At 62.2% G+C, this 15,379-nt stretch carries 18 protein-coding genes; 1 reads left to right on the top strand and 17 read right to left on the bottom strand.

Translation table 11 applies throughout. From position 1 onward, the window contains the following. Positions 1-2 precede the first annotated feature (2 nt). The 14 genes from THL1_RS05980 to trmJ form a co-directional block, all read right to left on the bottom strand. Positions 3-1,043, bottom strand: coding sequence for a RodZ domain-containing protein (locus THL1_RS05980; RefSeq protein ID WP_069082399.1), 1,041 nt, complete (start codon positions 1,041-1,043; stop codon positions 3-5). Further along, positions 1,040-1,798, bottom strand: coding sequence for a type IV pilus biogenesis/stability protein PilW (gene pilW, locus THL1_RS05975; RefSeq protein WP_069082398.1), 759 nt, complete (start codon positions 1,796-1,798; stop codon positions 1,040-1,042). Before pilW ends, THL1_RS05980 begins: the two co-directional genes overlap by 4 nt. 13 nt (positions 1,799-1,811) lie before the next feature. Next, complete coding sequence (gene rlmN, locus THL1_RS05970) at positions 1,812-2,960, bottom strand: 23S rRNA (adenine(2503)-C(2))-methyltransferase RlmN (protein ID WP_069082397.1); 1,149 nt, start codon at positions 2,958-2,960, stop codon at positions 1,812-1,814. Positions 2,961-2,984: 24 nt separating this feature from the next. Next, a complete protein-coding gene (gene ndk / locus THL1_RS05965; protein ID WP_069082396.1) occupies positions 2,985-3,416 on the bottom strand; it encodes a nucleoside-diphosphate kinase in 432 nt (143 codons plus the stop codon). 103 nt (positions 3,417-3,519) lie between these two features. Continuing rightward, entirely contained in the window at positions 3,520-3,720 is a 201-nt protein-coding gene (iscX, locus tag THL1_RS05960) for a Fe-S cluster assembly protein IscX (protein ID WP_069082395.1), read from the bottom strand. Positions 3,721-3,722: 2 nt separating this feature from the next. Further along, positions 3,723-4,061 (bottom strand): ISC system 2Fe-2S type ferredoxin, encoded by a 339-nt coding sequence (fdx, locus tag THL1_RS05955; RefSeq protein ID WP_069082394.1) that lies wholly within the window; start codon positions 4,059-4,061, stop codon positions 3,723-3,725. 7 nt (positions 4,062-4,068) lie between these two features. After that, on the bottom strand, positions 4,069-5,928 hold the full coding sequence (gene hscA, locus THL1_RS05950; protein WP_069082393.1) for a Fe-S protein assembly chaperone HscA: 1,860 nt from the start codon (positions 5,926-5,928) through the stop codon (positions 4,069-4,071). Positions 5,929-5,975: 47 nt separating this feature from the next. Then, positions 5,976-6,497, bottom strand: a complete 522-nt coding sequence (gene hscB / locus THL1_RS05945; RefSeq protein WP_069082392.1) for a co-chaperone HscB — start codon at positions 6,495-6,497, stop codon at positions 5,976-5,978. 7 nt (positions 6,498-6,504) lie between these two features. Beyond that, the gene (gene iscA / locus THL1_RS05940) at positions 6,505-6,828 is read right to left on the bottom strand and encodes an iron-sulfur cluster assembly protein IscA (protein WP_069082391.1); all 324 of its coding nucleotides are present in this window, start codon (positions 6,826-6,828) and stop codon (positions 6,505-6,507) included. A 25-nt stretch (positions 6,829-6,853) separates the two neighbouring features. Next, a complete protein-coding gene (gene iscU / locus THL1_RS05935; protein ID WP_069082390.1) occupies positions 6,854-7,240 on the bottom strand; it encodes a Fe-S cluster assembly scaffold IscU in 387 nt (128 codons plus the stop codon). A 30-nt stretch (positions 7,241-7,270) separates the two neighbouring features. Then, positions 7,271-8,485, bottom strand: a complete 1,215-nt coding sequence (locus THL1_RS05930) for an IscS subfamily cysteine desulfurase (protein WP_069082389.1) — start codon at positions 8,483-8,485, stop codon at positions 7,271-7,273. A 49-nt stretch (positions 8,486-8,534) separates the two neighbouring features. Further along, positions 8,535-9,032: a Fe-S cluster assembly transcriptional regulator IscR gene (iscR, locus tag THL1_RS05925; protein WP_069086425.1), complete on the bottom strand. Its 498-nt coding sequence runs from the start codon at positions 9,030-9,032 to the stop codon at positions 8,535-8,537. A 184-nt stretch (positions 9,033-9,216) separates the two neighbouring features. Next, positions 9,217-9,993 carry a serine O-acetyltransferase gene (gene cysE, locus THL1_RS05920; protein ID WP_069082388.1) on the bottom strand — a complete coding sequence of 259 codons (777 nt, stop codon included), beginning with the start codon at positions 9,991-9,993 and terminating at the stop codon, positions 9,217-9,219. After that, a complete protein-coding gene (gene trmJ / locus THL1_RS05915; RefSeq protein WP_069082387.1) occupies positions 9,993-10,766 on the bottom strand; it encodes a tRNA (cytosine(32)/uridine(32)-2'-O)-methyltransferase TrmJ in 774 nt (257 codons plus the stop codon). Before trmJ ends, cysE begins: the two co-directional genes overlap by 1 nt. Positions 10,767-10,918: 152 nt before the next feature. Here trmJ and suhB point away from each other — a divergent pair, with 152 nt between their 5' ends. Beyond that, on the top strand, positions 10,919-11,734 hold the full coding sequence (suhB, locus tag THL1_RS05910; RefSeq protein ID WP_069082386.1) for an inositol-phosphate phosphatase: 816 nt from the start codon (positions 10,919-10,921) through the stop codon (positions 11,732-11,734). A gap of 66 nt (positions 11,735-11,800) precedes the next feature. On the opposite strand, the gene THL1_RS05905 is transcribed toward suhB, so the two are convergent. The 3 genes from THL1_RS05905 to secD all read right to left on the bottom strand — a co-directional run bounded on the left by THL1_RS05905 (position 11,801) and on the right by secD (position 15,357). After that, positions 11,801-12,391 (bottom strand): glycine zipper 2TM domain-containing protein, encoded by a 591-nt coding sequence (locus THL1_RS05905; protein WP_069086424.1) that lies wholly within the window; start codon positions 12,389-12,391, stop codon positions 11,801-11,803. A gap of 180 nt (positions 12,392-12,571) precedes the next feature. Next, on the bottom strand, positions 12,572-13,486 hold the full coding sequence (gene secF, locus THL1_RS05900; RefSeq protein WP_069082385.1) for a protein translocase subunit SecF: 915 nt from the start codon (positions 13,484-13,486) through the stop codon (positions 12,572-12,574). An 8-nt stretch (positions 13,487-13,494) separates the two neighbouring features. Beyond that, on the bottom strand, positions 13,495-15,357 hold the full coding sequence (gene secD / locus THL1_RS05895; RefSeq protein WP_069082384.1) for a protein translocase subunit SecD: 1,863 nt from the start codon (positions 15,355-15,357) through the stop codon (positions 13,495-13,497). Positions 15,358-15,379: the final 22 nt, after the last annotated feature.

The following is a 15,379-nucleotide window of genomic DNA, read 5'->3' as shown; positions in this document are numbered from 1 at the left end:
GCTTATTGCCCCAACTTCAGGCGAGCGGTTTCGCCACGGACATAAGGCGCCACATCGACCGACTGGCCGTTGTAGCTGAGCTGGACGCCACGAGCGAAGCCCAGGCGAACTTCCAGCGGCGCCTTGCCGGCCAGCTCGAGGCTTTCGCCGGCGCGCTTAAGACCACTGACCAGCACCTTGCCGTCGGCGTCGGTGACCTGGGTCCAGCAATTGGCGGTGAACTGGAGACGCACCACGCCCTGGCCTTGCTGAGCCACGACCGGAGCAGGAGCCTCGGCGGCGGGCGCGGTCGGAGTAGCTACAGTGTTCGGGGTAACGGCCGTGGGCGCATTGGGGGTCGCGGCGGGTGCGGAAGGCTGGACAGCAACGGCCGGAGCCTGGGACGGAACTGTCGGCGCAACAGGCACAGCCTCGGCAGCCGGAGCCGCGGGGGCGCCTTCGACAGGCTGCTGCTCAGGCTGGGCAGCCGCTTCCGGCGGTACCTGGGCCGGTAGCGGAGCCTGGCCTTCCTGCGCTTCAGCGACAGCCTGATCTTCTGGCTCGTCCAGCGGGTGGATCTGGGTAGTGCCATCGGCACTCTCCACTTCCACATGTTCCATGTTCACGCTGGCAGCTTCTTCGTTGTTGCGGCTGGAATGCTCCTGCCACCAGAAGAAACCAACGGCGCCAAGGGCCAGCAGGATCACAAAGCTGACGATACGCAGCACGCTCTGGGACAGGCGCACCGGCTCCTCGATGCGCCCCAGGCTGTGAACGCTGCTGCCCTTGGCATCGGTACCAGTGTAATGATCGAACTCGGCAACCAGGGCAGCCTGCTCCATGCCCAGCAGCTTGGCGTAGGCACGCACATAACCACGGGCAAAGGTATGGCCCGGCAACTGCTCGAAATCACCCGCCTCGAGCTGCCGCAAGGCGTGCTCGGTAAGGTTGAGGTTACGGGCGACCTCGCCCAGGCTCCAATCCTTGCTCTCACGTGCCTGACGCAGGGTTTCACCCGGGTTGGCGCGGGTCGCCGCTACAGCTTCGGGATGCGACGCTTTCATCTTTGCTCCGACAGGTATTGCTGATATTCCGGCGTGCCGGGATAAAGTCGCTTGAGTTGCAGACCGAGGCTGGCGGCCTGGTCGCGATCATCGAATAGGGTGGCCAAACGCGACCCCAGCAGCAGGCTGCGGGCAGTTTGCGGGGCGATCTGCGAATACCGCTGGTAGTAATCGCGAGCCGGGACGTACTGCTTCTCGTCGAACGACAGTTGCGCCATTTCAAGCAGCGCCATCGGCTGCTGGCGATTCAGGCGCAGCGCCTTGTCGAAATGCTGCTTGGCCAGATCCACGTTGTTCATCTTCAGGGCTGTCAGCCCCAGGTTCTCGAATACACGCGAACGCTCGGGGTAGAGGTTGTCGTCGGCAGCCTGCTGGAAGCGTTCGTACGCGTCCTTGTAGCGCCCCTGTTCGAACAGGAAGCTGCCGTAGTTGTTGAGGATGCGTGAATCATTGTTGGAGGACAGCGCCTTGCGGTAATGCTGGTCAGCCAGTTCGGGTTCCATCTCGGTCTGGAACACCAGGGCCAGGGCTGCGTTGGCATAGGCGTTGGAGGAATCCAGTTGCAGGGCCTTTTTCAGCGGCACCTTGGCGCGTTCGGTGGCGCCCTGCTTGAGATAACCGATGCCCAGCTCGATATAGGCGTCACGCGCTGCGTCGCGGCCCTTGTCGGTCTTCATTGGATCGACCTGGCCGGTCGATACGCAAGCCGCGAGCAATGCGGAGGAAACGAGGAGCAGCGCAGCGCGCAGGGTCATGGGTTGTCCTTCTCTAGTTCCGGTTCGCGGCGTTGCCGGACGCCTCCGAATCGGCGTTCAGCTGGCGCACGGCAATGTAGCGTTCGCTGCGGCGGGTACGGTCCATGACCTGGCCGACCAATTGGCCGCAGGCTGCATCGATGTCGTCGCCGCGAGTGGTGCGGACGGTGACATTGTGCCCGGCCTTGTGCAACAGGTCCTGGAAACGGCGGATGGCATTGTTGCTCGGCCGCTCGTATCCGGAGTGCGGGAAGGGGTTGAACGGAATCAGGTTGATCTTGCAGGGGAAGTCCTTGAGCAGCTCGATCATCTGAGTGGCGTGTTCGGGCTGGTCGTTGACGTCCTTGAGCAGCGTGTACTCGACGGTCAGCACGCGCTTTTCGCCCAGACGGGAGATATAGCGGCGGCAGGCATCCAGCACCACGGCCAGGGGGTACTTCTTGTTGATCGGCACCAACTGGTTGCGCAGCGGATCGTTGGGCGCGTGCAACGACAGCGCCAGGGAGACGTCGATCACCTCGCCCAGCTTGTCGATCATCGGCGCCACGCCGGAGGTGGACAGCGTCACCTTGCGCTTGGAAATGCCGTATCCGAGGTCATCCATCATGATGTTCATGGCGGAAACCACGTTGTCGAAATTCAGCAGCGGTTCGCCCATGCCCATCATCACGACGTTGGTGATGGCACGATCGATCTTCGCGGGAACGGTTCCGAAGGACTTGTTGGCGATCCACACCTGGCCGATCACTTCGGCGGAGGTGAGGTCGCTGTTGAAACCCTGCTTGCCCGTGGAGCAGAAGCTGCAGTCCAGCGCGCAGCCGGCCTGGGACGAGACACAGAGGGTGCCGCGGCCGCCTTGCGGGATGTACACGGTCTCGACGCAGCTGCCGGAAGCCACACGGACCACCCATTTGCGGGTGCCATCGGTGGAGATGTCCTGACTGACCACTTCCGGACCGCGAATCTCGGCAGAGGCCTTGAGCTTGTCGCGCAAGGCCTTGCCGATATTGCTCATGGCATCGAAATCATCGACGCCGAAGTGGTGAATCCATTTCATCACCTGGCCGGCGCGAAAGCGTTTCTCCCCGATGGACTCGAAGAAGCTTTCCAGTTGCGGCTGGGTCAGGCCCAGCAGGTTCACTTTACCGGTCGATTCAGTCATGGCTTCACCCTCTCCCATTCGCGATTAGCGAATGCGAGCGCACACCTCGGTGGCGGCGAAGAAGTAGGAGATCTCGCGAGCAGCGGAGGCCTCGGAGTCGGAGCCGTGTACGGCGTTTTCGTCGATGGAAACGGCGAAGTCGGCGCGGATGGTGCCAGCGTCGGCTTTCTTCGGGTCGGTGGCGCCCATCAGCTCACGGTTCTTGGCGATGGCGTTCTCACCTTCCAGAACCTGGATCACTACCGGGCCGGAGGTCATGAAGGAAACCAGGTCCTTGAAGAAGGGACGCTCTTTGTGCTCGGCGTAGAAACCACCCGCTTCGCGCTCGGACAGTTGCACCATCTTGGCAGCAACGACGCGCAGGCCGGCTTTTTCGAAGCGGGTGACGATCTCACCTACTACGTTCTTGGCAACGGCATCGGGCTTGATGATGGAAAGAGTACGTTCAACAGACATGGAAAACTCCAGAAACAAGGATTAAAGCGAAAAATTAAACCCGCGAATTATACGCGGGTTAGGAGGAAATGCGTAGGGCCGCAGCCCTGGGGCTGCTCGCCGGTCAGTCGGCTTCTTCGATCCAGGCGGCCTGAATGGCTTCCAGGACCTTCTCGCCGCCGCGCTGCGGGTCGTCGGAAAACTCCGGCAGGGACAGGATCCAGTTGTGCAGATCGACAAAGTTGACGTAGCGCGGGTCGACTTCAGGTTTGGATTCAGCCAGCTGAATGGCGATTTCCAGCACGTCGGTCCATTTCAGGCTCATGCTCAATGCCCCTCGGAAACCTGGTTGATGGTGTACTTCGGAATCTCAACGACCAGGTCTTCGTCAGCCACCAGCGCCTGGCAGGACAGCCGCGAGTGCGGCTCCAACCCCCAGGCCTTGTCGAGCATGTCGTCTTCCAGTTCGTCGGAAGCGTCCATGGAATTGAAGCCCTCGCGCACCACGACGTGGCAAGTGGTGCAAGCACAGGACTTCTCGCAGGCGTGCTCGATGTCGATGCCACTGCGCAGGGCAGCGTCCAGGATACTTTCGCCCGGCTTTGCTTCGATCACGGCACCCTCGGGGCAATGCTCGGCGTGGGGCAGGAAGATGATCTGCGGCATGTTGGGGTCAATCCTCGATTTCGTTGAGTCGGCGGCCGGACAGGGCCGCTTTCACAGCAGCATCCATTCGACGCGCGGCAAAGGCATCGGTCACCTGGGACAGGCGCTTGATCTGCGTCTCGATGGCGGCGACATCGTTGCCGGCAGCCAGTTCGCGCAGGGTTTGCATGCTATCTGCGATGGCGGCGCGCTCGGTGTCGTCCAGCAGACGTTCGCCATCCGCCTCCAGCGCGGCCTGCACGGCCTCCAGCAGCCGCTCGGCCTCGACCTGCTGTTCGCGCAGGGCACGGGCGTTCTTGTCTTCGCCTGCGTACTGGAACGAATCCCGCAGCATGCGCGAGATTTCACCATCGGTCAGGCCGTAGGACGGCTTGACCTGGATGCTCGCCTCGACACCGGAAGCCAGTTCACGGGCGGTCACGCCCAGCAGGCCGTCGGCGTCCACTTGGAAGGTCACACGGATCTTCGCCGCGCCCGCCACCATGGGCGGAATGCCACGCAACTCGAAACGTGCCAGGGAGCGGCAATCCTTGATCAGCTCGCGCTCGCCCTGGAGCACGTGGATCATCATGGCCGTCTGGCCATCCTTGTAGGTGGTGAAATCCTGGGCGCGGGCCACGGGAATGGTGGTATTGCGCGGAATCACTCGCTCCATCAGCCCACCCATGGTTTCCAGGCCGAGCGACAGGGGAATCACGTCCAGCAGCAGCAACTCTTCGCCGCGCTTGTTGCCCGCCAGGGTATCGGCCTGCACGGCGGCACCGATGGCCACGACCTGATCAGGGTCGATATCGGTCAACGGCTCACGGCCGAACATCTCGGCCACGGCCTCGCGCACTCGCGGCACGCGCGTGGAACCACCGACCATGACCACAGCCTCAACTTCATCCAGCTCAATGCTGGCGTCACGCACGGCGCGACGGCAGGCCTTGAGGCTGCGAACCACCATCGGCTCGATCAGGGCGTCGAACCGATCGCGGGTCAGCACGCCACGCCAGTTGCCATAGACCAGCTCAACACTGTCGGCATTGGTAAGGGCTTCCTTGGCATCACAGGCGGCGCGCAACAGACTGCGCTGGGCGCCCGGATCGAGGTTCGCCGAAAGGCCGGCCTGCTCGACCATCCAACCCGCGATCGCATGATCGAAATCGTCACCACCCAGGGCGCTGTCGCCGCCGGTGGCCATGACTTCGAAGACACCACGCGTCAGCCGCAGGATGGAGATATCGAATGTGCCACCACCCAGGTCATAGATGGCGACCACGCCTTCGGCCTGCTTATCCAGGCCATAGGCAACCGCCGCAGCGGTAGGCTCATTCAGCAGACGCAGGACGTTCAGCCCGGCCAGACGCGCAGCATCTTTGGTGGCCTGACGCTGGGCTTCGTCAAAATAGGCCGGGACCGTGATGACTGCACCGACAAGCTCACCACCAAGGGATTCCTCGGCACGCTGGCGCAGGGCCTTGAGGATGTCGGCGGAGACTTCCACCGGACTCTTGGCACCCTGCACGGTCTCGATGAACGGCATGTGCGATTCGCCGCCGACAAAGCGGTACGGCAACTGCTCGCCCAGCAGTTTTACGTCTTCCAGGCCACGACCCATGAAGCGCTTGACCGAGAGAATGGTATTCAGCGGGTCACTGGATGCGGCCTGTTTGGCGCCGCGACCGACTTCAACGCGATCGGCGTGATAGCGCACGACGGAAGGCAGAATGACCTGGCCCTCTGCGTCCGGCAGGGGTTCGGATACGCCGCTACGTACGGCGGCGACCAGCGAATTGGTGGTACCCAGGTCGATACCCACCGCCAGACGGCGCTGGTGCGGCTGGGGGCTCTGCCCGGGTTCAGCGATCTGCAGTAAGGCCATGCTTGTCTATTTATCAGGCGTACCGGCAACCAGGTCGGCATCGCGGGTTAATCGTCGAGGCGCTCTTCCAGTTGGCGCACTTCGTGGGTCAGCTTGTCAATGAACTGCATGCGGCGCACCAGGCGCTCGGCTTCCTCCCGGCGCTCGGGGTCGTCCCAGCACTCGGCGAAATCACCATCCAGCTCGGCCTGGGCTCCCTTGAGCCGACGCTTGAATACGTCGACACCAGCCAGGTCGGCGCTGTCGTGCAACTCTTCCAACTCTTCGCGCCACTGCATCTGCTGCAGCAGGAACTGCGGATCCTGCACCGTCGCCTCGAGCGGCAACTCCCGCCCTTTCAGGGCCAGCAGGTACAGCGCCCGCCGCGGTGCGCATTTCAGCGTCTGGTAGGCATCGTTCAGCTGCGCCGCACGCTCCAGCGCCAGACGCTGCTCACGTTCGGAGGCATCGGCGAAACGGTCGGGATGGACGGTACGCGCCAGCTCGCGGTAACGCATCGCGAGCTGATCGAGATCCAGCCGATAACCCGGCTTCAGGTCGAACAGGGCGAAATGACAGGGAGTTCCCACACACGCCTCAGACGTTGAAGCTCTCGCCGCAGCCGCATTCGCCGCGCACGTTCGGGTTATTGAACTTGAAGCCCTCGTTGAGTCCTTCGCGAACGAAGTCCAACTCGGTGCCGTCGAGGTAGCTCAGACTCTTGGGATCGATGATCACCTTCACGCCGTAGCTCTCGAAGACCAAGTCATCCGAGGTCACCTCGTCGACGAACTCCAGCACATAGGCGAGACCGGAGCAGCCAGTCGTACGCACCCCCAGACGGATACCTTCGCCCTTGCCGCGCCCTTCAAGGGAGCGCTGCACGTGACGGGCGGCGGATTCGGTCATGCTGATGGCCATTGCAATTCCTTACTCGTTCGAGCGCTTAGAGCAGACCCTTCTTCTGCTTGTAGTCGTGGACGGCCGCCTTGATGGCGTCCTCGGCCAGGACCGAGCAGTGGATCTTCACCGGCGGAAGAGCCAGTTCTTCGGCGATGGTGGTGTTCTTGATGGAAGCCGCTTCGTCCAGAGTCTTGCCCTTCATCCACTCGGTGGCCAGGGAGCTGGAGGCGATGGCGGAGCCGCAGCCGTAGGTCTTGAACTTGGCGTCTTCGATGACACCCTGTTCGTTGACCTTGATCTGCAGGCGCATCACGTCACCGCAGGCCGGGGCGCCGACCATGCCAGTGCCCACGTTGGGGTCCTCGGCGTCGAGCTTGCCGACGTTACGCGGATTTTCGTAGTGGTCGATGACCTTTTCGCTGTACGACATGATTTCTATTCCTCACTCATCAGGGGAGCGTCAGTGCGCCTGCCATTCGACCTGGGAAAGGTCGACGCCCTCTTTATACATATCCCACAACGGGGACAGTTCACGGAGCTTGCTCACCGCTTCGCGGACCTTGCCGGCGGCGTAATCCACTTCTTCCGCAGTAGTGAATCGGCCGAAGGTGAAGCGGATGGAACTGTGCGCCAGCTCGTCGTTACGACCCAGGGCGCGCAGCACGTACGAAGGCTCCAGGGAAGCCGAGGTGCAGGCGGAGCCCGAGGACACCGCGAGGTCCTTCAGAGCCATGATCAGCGACTCGCCTTCGACGTAGTTGAAGCTGACATTCAGGTTGTGCGGCACGCGGGAGGTGGCGCTACCGTTCAGGTAGAGCTCTTCCATGCCATCGATCTGCGCCCAGAAACGCTCGGCCAGGGCCTTGATGCGCACGCGCTCGGTGGCCATTTCCTGCTTGGCGATGTGGAAAGCCTCACCCATGCCGACAATCTGGTGGGTGGCCAGGGTGCCGGAGCGCATGCCGCGCTCGTGGCCGCCGCCGTGCATCATGGCTTCCAGGCGCACGCGCGGCTTGCGACGCACGTAGAGCGCGCCGATGCCTTTCGGGCCGTAGGTCTTGTGGGCGGAGAAGGACATCAGGTCGACCTTCAGCTTCTCCAGGTCGATCTCTACCTTGCCAGTGGACTGGGCGGCGTCGACGTGGAAGAGAATTCCGCGGGCGCGAGTCAGCTCGCCAATGGCGGCGATGTCGTTGACGGTGCCGATTTCGTTATTCACGTGCATGACCGACACCAGGATGGTGTCCTCACGCAGTGCGGCCTCGACCATGGCCGGAGTGATCAGGCCGTCTTCGCCCGGCTCCAAGTAGGTGACCTCGAAGCCTTCGCGTTCCAGCTGGCGGGTGGTATCCAGCACCGCCTTGTGCTCGATCTTCGAAGTGATGATGTGCTTACCCTTGCCGCTGTAGAAATGCGCCACGCCCTTGATGGCGAGGTTGTCGGATTCGGTTGCACCGGAAGTCCAGACGATTTCACGCGGGTCGGCGTTGACCAGTTCTGCCACCTGACGACGAGCATTCTCCACCGCCTCTTCAGCCTTCCAGCCGAACACGTGGGAACGCGACGCCGGGTTACCGAAGTTGCCGTCCACCAGCAGGCAGTCGCTCATCTTCTGAGCGACGCGCGGGTCCACCGGCGTAGTGGCGGAGTAGTCGAGGTAAATCGGCAATTTCATCGGAGCTCTCCTATCAGGTATCAGGGCCAATCACGGGCCGGCGCCCTGCTCAATCAATGGCAGACGCTTCAATCTTATCGAGGTGGGGCATCCTGCCATTGCTTCCACAGCGGCGTTGATCCTGCCGCTGAGCGACCTCCTGAACCTCGCGACGGTTGACCAGATCGGCCAGACTGATGCCACTGAGGAATTCATGGATCTGCAAACTCAGATCGCACCACAGGTGATGCGTCAGGCAGGTATCACCGGAATGGCAATCACCCAGGCCCTGGCAACGGGTGGCATCCACCGACTCGTTGACCGCATCGATTACCTGAGCGACATGAATGCCGTGCATATCACGGGACAGCTGGTAGCCGCCGCCAGGGCCGCGCACGCTACTGACAAGGTTGCCGCGGCGCAGCTTGGCGAAAAGCTGTTCGAGGTAGGACAGGGAAATCCCCTGACGCTCGGAAATATCTGCCAGGGACACCGGACCTTGCTGCGCATGCAGCGCCAGGTCGAGCATGGCGGTGACGGCGTATCGGCCTTTGGTGGTCAGTCGCATGGTGAGTACCACGGGATCGCTGGAATGCAGCGAGTATGCGATTCCCGACTATTTAAGTCAACTATAAGTCCGATTAAAACAGTCGGGATTGCACTTTGCAGGGGCGAGCATGATATCAGAGGCACATCCCGCTAGCATCCTAATAATCCAGCCATGACCCTCGACCAAGGCCGGACGAACAGACTCAGGCAACCGGCTTCGATTCTTCGTCCTTGACGCCCGCGAAGTCCTCGTCGCGCAGCTCCGGCAACGCCTTGGCGCAATAGTCACTGCCCAGAGCGGTAAGCGCCTTACACATACCATCCAGACGCTCATCCACAGCCTGCACATGATCCAGCAACTGGCCAATGGCGCGCGCCACCGGGTCCGGCATTTCCTGGCCGACACCATAGGCATCGAAGCCGAATCGTTCGGCAATGGCCTGACGCTTGGCCTCCTGCTCAGGATCAGCCTTGACGATGATCCGGCCAGGAATACCCACCGCCGTTGCGCCTGCAGGCACCGGCTTGGTCACCACGGCGTTCGAGCCGATCTTGGCACCAGCACCAACCGTGAACGGCCCAAGCACCTTGGCGCCCGCCCCCACCACCACGCCATCTTCCAGCGTCGGGTGGCGCTTGCCCTGATTCCAACTGGTACCACCCAGAGTGACGCCCTGGTAGAGGGTGACGTCATTCCCGATCTCGGCGGTTTCGCCGATGACGATACCCATACCGTGGTCGATGAAGAAGCGCCGACCGATCTTCGCCCCCGGATGAATCTCGATGCCGGTCAGCCAGCGACTGAAGTTCGACACCAGGCGCGCAAGCCATTTCCAACCGGCAATCCAGAGCGCATGAGCCACGCGGTGCAACCAGACAGCATGCAGGCCCGGATAGCAAGTGAGCACCTCGAAGGCATTTCGCGCAGCCGGATCACGGTGAAATACGCTTTGAATGTCTTCTCGAATGCGCTCGAACATCACGTGTCACTCCGCTTGCTTACTTCGCCCCGCGCCGCCTTCTGAGTTTCCGTCAGGATGCCACGCAGGATGTTCATTTCCAGCTTGCTGATACCGCTGCGACCGTAGAGCCGACGCAGACGGGACATCAGATGCCGGGGCTTCTCCGGATCAAGGAAGCCGATCTCCACCAGCGTGCTTTCCAGGTGTCCATAGAAGCGCTCCAACTCATCAGTGGTCACGGGCTGAGCGTTGAGCATCGCAGTGGTTTCCACCTTCTCGACCTTGCTGGGCAGCCCCTCAGCCGCCAGCCAGGCCATCCGCACCTCGTACACCAGCACCTGGACGGCAGCCGCCAGGTTCAGGGAGGAGAACTCGGGATTCGACGGTATGTGCACATGGAACTGGCAACGTTGCAGCTCTTCGTTGGTCAGCCCCGCGTACTCACGACCGAATACCAGGGCCACCTCGCCGCCGGCCTGCACCTGCTGCACGGACGTCTTGCCACATTCGCGCGGATCTAGCAGCGGCCAGGGAATACGGCGATCACGCGCACTGGTCCCGATCGCCAGGCTGCAACCCACGAGCGCCTCTTCCAGGGTGCTGACCACTTGCGCACTGCCCAGGATGTCGTCGGCACCCGAAGCACGAGCGCGAGCCTCCGGACTGGGGAAGTCTTCAGGATCGACCAGCACCAGCTTCGACAGACCCATGTTTTTCATGGCGCGGGCCGCACCACCGATATTGCCCGGGTGACTGGTATTGACCAGTACCACGCGAATGTTCTGCAGCAACGCTCTAGTCTCTCAGCGGAACCTCAAGGGAACGGAATATTACCGGAGGCCCCGACGCAACGCCACGAATCAGGCTGCCTACCCTGCATGCGTCCGGCTTTTTCTGATACCATGTGCGGCTTTCTTCTTTAACGACCCAGGTGAATCCCCCCATGCAGCCTATGCTGAATATCGCCCTGCGCGCCGCTCGCAGCGCCGGTGAACTGATTTTCCGCTCGATCGAGCGCCTGGACGTTATTTCCATCAACGAGAAGGATGCGAAAGACTACGTCACCGAGGTCGACCGCGCCGCCGAACTGTGCATCGTCCAGGCACTGCGCAAGGCGTACCCGAATCACGGCATCCTCGGCGAGGAAGGCGGTCTACTGGAAGGCAAGGGAGAAGGCGCCGACTACCTGTGGATCATCGACCCGCTGGATGGCACCACCAACTTCATCCGCGGCGTTCCGCACTACGCCGTCAGCATCGCCTGCAAGTACAAGGGCCGCCTGGAACACGCCGTGGTCCTGGACCCGGTCCGCCAGGAAGAATTCACCGCCAGCCGTGGCCGTGGCGCCGCCCTCAACGGCCGCCGCCTGCGCGTCAGCCCGCGCAAAAGCCTGGAAGGTGCACTGCTGGGCACCGGCTTCCCCTTCCGCGACAGCCAGCTGGACAACCTCGACAACTACCTGGGCATGTTCCGCAGCCTGGTCGGCCAGACCGCCGGCATTCGCCGCGCCGGCTCCGCCAGCCTCGACCTGGCCTACGTTGCAGCTGGCCGCTTCGACGCATTCTGGGAGTTCGGCCTGTCCGAATGGGACATGGCAGCGGGCGCCCTGCTGGTGCAGGAAGCCGGCGGCCTGGTCAGCGACTTCACCGGCGGCCACGACTTCCTCGAGAAGGGTCACGTCGTAGCCGGCAACACCAAGTGCTTCAAGGCGGTCCTCACCGCCATCCAGCCGCACCTGCCGCCGTCGCTGAAGCGCTGATCGCACTCCACACGACCATAAAAAACCCGGCCTCGGCCGGGTTTTTTATTGCCTGGCTGATGCAGCTTACTGCTGGACTCCGGCACCACCACCCTGGGGCTGCCCCTGGATACCGGCCTGCTGCTGAGTGATGATCAGCTGGCCGTCCTCGCTGACCGGGATCTGCCGACCCGGATCATGGTCCATGCGCACCTGGCCGACCTTGCCATCCAGCTGGTACCTCACGTCATAGCCCACCAGTTTCTCGCTGGTGTCGGTGACGGTCTTGCAGCGGGTTTCGGTGGTGGTGTAGGTGTCGCTCTCCTGCATGCGCTCCTGCACCTTGTTGCCGGCGTAACCACCCCCTACCGCACCCGCGACGGTCGCGATCTTCTTGCCGGTGCCGCCACCCACCTGGTTACCCAGCAGACCACCAGCCACCGCACCAAGAACGGTACCCGCGATCTGATGCTGGTCCTTGACCGGACGCTGACGAGTCACCGCCACATCATTGCAGACCTCACGGGGCGTCTTCACCGTTTCATTGATCGGCTGGACAGCGAGCACTTCCGCATACTCCGGGCCGCTATTGCCTACCAGGTTGTAGGTGGCGACGGCGCCGCCGGCAGTCACACCAACCGCACCCAGCACAGCACCGACGAGCATCGACTTGTTCACGCGAACCTCCTGACTCTTCCTTTCGCGGGCGTTCATGCCCTACTCCCTGCCTTGGATGAAGGGAAAATGGTCAAGTTCCCAAACCCGTCGGAATAATCCGATAAATGGGACGGCAGTCTCATTCGCCAGAAACGACGAGGCCCGGCAATTGCCGGGCCTCGTGCCTGACGCGCGAACGCCTCAGGGACGCTCATCCACCTCAGCGGTGTTAGCCGGCGGAATCAGGTCCTCGGAGGACAGTTTCAACCAGATCAGCACCGGTGCGCTGATGTAGATGGAGGAGTAGGTACCCACTACCACACCCACCAACAGCGACAGCGCAAAGCCATGCAGGCTATCACCACCGAACACCAGCAGCGCGAACAGCGCCAGAGCGGTAGACACCGAGGTCGCAATGGTCCGCAGCAGCGTCTGGGTGCAGGACACGTCAATGTTCTCGATCAGGTCTGCACGACGCAGCACGCGGAAGTTCTCGCGGATACGGTCGAAGATGATGATGGTGTCGTTCAGCGAGTAACCGATCATCGCCAGGACCGCAGCCAGCACGGTGAGGTCGAAAGGCACCTGGAAGAACGCCAGGATACCCAGGGTGACGATCACGTCATGGACCAGCGAGGCCACGGCGCCCACGCCGAACTTCCACTGGAAGCGGAAGGCCAGGTAAAGCAGGATGCCGCCAAGGGCCAGCAACATGGCCAGGCCACCCTGGTCGCGCAGTTCCTCGCCGACCTGCGGGCCCACGAATTCCACGCGCTTGAGCTCGAACCTGCTCTCGGCATCCACCTTGCGCAGGGCCTCGGCAACCTTATTGCCGAGCTGCGGGTCTTCGCCGGCGAGACGCACCAGCACATCGGTCGACGCGCCGAAGCTCTGCACCACGGCGTCCTCGTAACCCACCTGACCCAGCTCCTGCTTGATCAGCTCGAGGTTGGCGGGCTTCTCGTACGACAGCTCGATCAGGGTACCGCCGGTGAAGTCCAGGCCGAAGTTCAGCCCCTTGGCGAACAGGCTGCCGATACCGATCAGGCTGATGATCACGGTAATGGCGAACGCAACGTTGCGTATCGCCATGAAACGGATGGTTGACTTGATCATGGCAGGCCTCAAATCCACAGTTTCTTGAAGTTGCGGCCACCGAAGATCAGATTGACCATGCCGCGGGTGAACATGATCGCAGTGAACATCGACGTGATGATCCCCAGCGACATGGTCACGGCGAAGCCCTTGATCGGACCGGTGCCAAGGGCAAACAGAATGCCGCCCACCAGCAGGGTGGTGAGGTTACTGTCGACGATCGCGGAATAGGCTCGATCGAAACCTTCATGGATCGCCCGCTGCACCGAAAGGCCATTGTTCAACTCTTCGCGAATCCGCGAGTAGATCAGCACGTTGGCGTCCACCGCCATGCCGAGCGTCAGCACTATACCCGCGATACCCGGCAGGGTCAGGGTGGCGCCGATCACCGACATCAGGCCGACCAGCAGCACCAGGTTGAATGCCAACGCGACGGTGGCCAGGACGCCGAAGAAGCGATAGATCGCCACGATGAACAGCGACACGAAGATCATCGCCCACTCGGTGGACTCGATGCCCTTGACGATGTTCTCGGCACCCAGGCTCGGGCCAATGGTGCGCTCTTCAGCGAAATACATCGGAGCGGCCAGACCACCCGCACGCAGCAGCAGGGCCAGTTCGGACGACTCACCCTGGCCGTTCAGGCCGGTGATACGGAACTGGCTGCCCAACGGCGACTGGATGGTCGCCAGGCTGATGATCTTCTTTTCTTCCTTGAAGCTCTGTACCGCCACTTCCTGCTGGACGCCATCGACGTCCTGCATCACGTAGCGGGTAACCGGGCGCTGCTCGATGAAGATCACCGCCATGCTGCGCCCGACATTGTTGCGGGTAGCACGGCTCATCAGCTCGCCGCCATGGCCATCGAGGCGGATGTTCACCTGCGGGCGACCATTTTCGTCGTAGCTGGCCTGAGCGTCAGTTACCTGGTCACCGGTGATGATCAGACTGCGCTCCAGCGGCACTGGCGGACGGCCCGGCTCGCGGAACTCGAAGGACTCAGTGGTGGCCTTGCTCGCAGTTGCCTCAGCAGCCAGGCGGAACTCGAGGTTGGCGGTCTTGCCAAGGATACGCTTGGCTTCAGCAGTGTCCTGAACGCCCGGCAGCTCAACCACGATACGATTGGCGCCCTGGCGCTGGACGATCGGTTCAGCCACGCCCAGTTCGTTGACGCGGTTACGAACGGTGGTCAGGTTCTGCTTGATGGAGTATTCGCGGATCTCGGCCAGCTTGGCCTGGGTCAGAACCAGCTGCAGGACCTGCTGACCACCCCGTTCGCTGGTGCTCATGTCGAAGTCGGTGAAGCTCTTGCGGATCAGCGCCTGGGCCTTGTCCAGGGATTCGCTGTCGGTAAATCCGAGCTGGAAACCGTGCTCAACAGACGGCAGGCTGCGATAACGCACACGCTCCTTGCGCAGCAGGGAACGGACCTCGCCCTCATAGATCTTCAGGCGCGCATCGACGGCCTTCTCCATGTCCACTTCCAGCAGGAAGTGCACACCACCGGAGAGGTCGAGACCGAGTTTCATCGGCGCGGCGCCGAGTTTGCGCAGCCAGTCCGGAGTAGTCGGAGCGAGGTTCAGGGCGACGACGTAGTCGTCACCGAGCGCCTTGCGCACCACGTCCTTGGCCGGCAGCTGGTCGCCCAGCGCGGTCAGGCGCAGCAGACCACCGCGCTCGCTGACGCTGGCTGCCTTGAGTTCGATACCGGCTTGCTTCAGCGCCTCGGTAGCCTTGTCCAGGTCGGACTGCTGGATCTTCAGCGCAGTGCTGGTGCCGCTGATCTGGATAGCCGGGTCATCCGGATAAAGATTGGGTGCGGAATAGACCAGGCCGATCGCCAGCACCGCCAGGATCAGCAGATATTTCCACAGTGGGTACTTGTTGAGCATGACTCCGCCCGTTATGACGCGG

This window comes from Pseudomonas sp. TCU-HL1 (assembly GCF_001708505.1).
GTDB lineage: Bacteria > Pseudomonadota > Gammaproteobacteria > Pseudomonadales > Pseudomonadaceae > Metapseudomonas.
The sequence above is the reverse complement of the archived record's forward strand: the minus strand, read 5'-3'. Positions and strand labels throughout refer to the sequence as shown.

Excerpts from the sequence above, each read along its gene's own strand:
- THL1_RS05980 (WP_069082399.1), bottom strand. The coding sequence starts at position 1,043 with ATGAAAGCGTCGCATCCCGAAGCTGTAGCGGCGACCCGCGCCAACCCG.
- pilW (WP_069082398.1), bottom strand. The coding sequence starts at position 1,798 with ATGACCCTGCGCGCTGCGCTGCTCCTCGTTTCCTCCGCATTGCTCGCG.
- rlmN (WP_069082397.1), bottom strand. The coding sequence starts at position 2,960 with ATGACTGAATCGACCGGTAAAGTGAACCTGCTGGGCCTGACCCAGCCG.
- ndk (WP_069082396.1), bottom strand. The coding sequence starts at position 3,416 with ATGTCTGTTGAACGTACTCTTTCCATCATCAAGCCCGATGCCGTTGCC.
- iscX (WP_069082395.1), bottom strand. The coding sequence starts at position 3,720 with ATGAGCCTGAAATGGACCGACGTGCTGGAAATCGCCATTCAGCTGGCT.
- fdx (WP_069082394.1), bottom strand. The coding sequence starts at position 4,061 with ATGCCGCAGATCATCTTCCTGCCCCACGCCGAGCATTGCCCCGAGGGT.
- hscA (WP_069082393.1), bottom strand. The coding sequence starts at position 5,928 with ATGGCCTTACTGCAGATCGCTGAACCCGGGCAGAGCCCCCAGCCGCAC.
- iscA (WP_069082391.1), bottom strand. The coding sequence starts at position 6,828 with ATGGCCATCAGCATGACCGAATCCGCCGCCCGTCACGTGCAGCGCTCC.
- iscU (WP_069082390.1), bottom strand. The coding sequence starts at position 7,240 with ATGTCGTACAGCGAAAAGGTCATCGACCACTACGAAAATCCGCGTAAC.
- THL1_RS05930 (WP_069082389.1), bottom strand. The coding sequence starts at position 8,485 with ATGAAATTGCCGATTTACCTCGACTACTCCGCCACTACGCCGGTGGAC.
- iscR (WP_069086425.1), bottom strand. The coding sequence starts at position 9,032 with ATGCGACTGACCACCAAAGGCCGATACGCCGTCACCGCCATGCTCGAC.
- cysE (WP_069082388.1), bottom strand. The coding sequence starts at position 9,993 with ATGTTCGAGCGCATTCGAGAAGACATTCAAAGCGTATTTCACCGTGAT.
- suhB (WP_069082386.1), top strand. The coding sequence starts at position 10,919 with ATGCAGCCTATGCTGAATATCGCCCTGCGCGCCGCTCGCAGCGCCGGT.
- secF (WP_069082385.1), bottom strand. The coding sequence starts at position 13,486 with ATGATCAAGTCAACCATCCGTTTCATGGCGATACGCAACGTTGCGTTC.
- secD (WP_069082384.1), bottom strand. The coding sequence starts at position 15,357 with ATGCTCAACAAGTACCCACTGTGGAAATATCTGCTGATCCTGGCGGTG.